Here is a 1,306-nt window from a genome sequence, read left to right on the forward strand (position 1 = left end):
CAAATCCACTAGGATTTAAGATGTTGCTGCGATGGTTTTCTCGCACATATATTACGGTGTTTGGTATCTGTGCTGCTAGCATAAAGGCAAATGTATTTTTCGCGGTGCCACAAACCTCATGTGCGCGACCTGATTTAAGTGGGTAGGATGTGATTGTTGGATCAACAGACATAGCGAAGGCCAATTGGGACATTTGGGGAACAAAAGCAAATCACAGAGATTCGGTCAAGTTCCAGTCACAAACCAATAGCGATATTCACCACATCGCAAATGTTGCAGGCAAAACATGCGTCGGCATTTGGTGGGTAAATCCACAAAACCGCGGGCAGACATGTCTTTTCGCCTTTGGTTCATTATTTCTGCATTCCATATCAAAAACGCCCCTTGCAGTGTGATCTGCAAGGGGCGTTTTTTGAATTGAGTGCTTATTAGTTTTGGCGGTGACCTACTCTCCCACGTCTTAAGACGCAGTACCATCGGCGCAACCGTGCTTAACGGCCGAGTTCGGGATGGGATCGGGTGTTTCACTGGCGCTGTGACCACCAAAACGAATAAGCACTCAACGATATGTCGTTGAGAGGCATTAATAACGTAAGATTTTTGCGTCTTTCCGGACTTCAGCTCCGTGTAATTACAGAATTGAGCGATTGTTGCTCTAGTCTGTCTATTACTGGATCAAATCAAGCCTATCGGGCAATTAGTATTGGTCAACTGAATGCATTGCTGCACTTACATCTCCAACCTATCGACGTGGTGGTCTTCCACGGCCCTCAAGGGAGACCTTGTTTCTGGGGGGGCTTCCCGCTTAGATGCCTTCAGCGGTTATCCTGTCCGAACATAGCTACTCTGCACTGCGGCTGGCGCCACAACAGATCCACCAGTGGTTCGTTCACCCCGGTCCTCTCGTACTAGGGGCAACTCCCATCAAGTCTCCTACACCCACGGCAGATAGGGACCGAACTGTCTCACGACGTTCTAAACCCAGCTCACGTACCTCTTTAAACGGCGAACAGCCGTACCCTTGGGACCTGCTCCAGCCCCAGGATGAGATGAGCCGACATCGAGGTGCCAAACACTGCCGTCGATATGGACTCTTGGGCAGTATCAGCCTGTTATCCCCGGCGTACCTTTTATCCGTTGAGCGATGGCCCTTCCACTCGGGACCACCGGATCACTATGACCGACTTTCGTCTCTGCTCGTCTTGTCAGACTTGCAGTCAGGCGGGCTTATGCCATTGCACTCGACGACCGATTTCCGACCGGTCTGAGCCCACCATCGCGCGCCTCCGTTACTCTTTAGGAGGCG

2 rRNA genes are annotated in these 1,306 nt (G+C 50.8%); both read right to left on the reverse strand.

Annotated elements, in window-relative coordinates:
- Window positions 1-432 precede the first annotated feature (432 nt).
- Window positions 433-547, reverse strand: a 5S ribosomal RNA gene (gene rrf, locus IE094_RS15455).
- A 129-nt stretch (window positions 548-676) separates the two neighbouring features.
- A 23S ribosomal RNA gene (locus tag IE094_RS15460) occupies window positions 677-1,306 on the reverse strand; the annotation flags it as partial.

Origin of the sequence: Paramylibacter ulvae, from assembly GCF_014652655.1 — a bacterium.
Classification (GTDB): Bacteria; Pseudomonadota; Alphaproteobacteria; order Rhodobacterales; family Rhodobacteraceae; genus Amylibacter; species Amylibacter ulvae.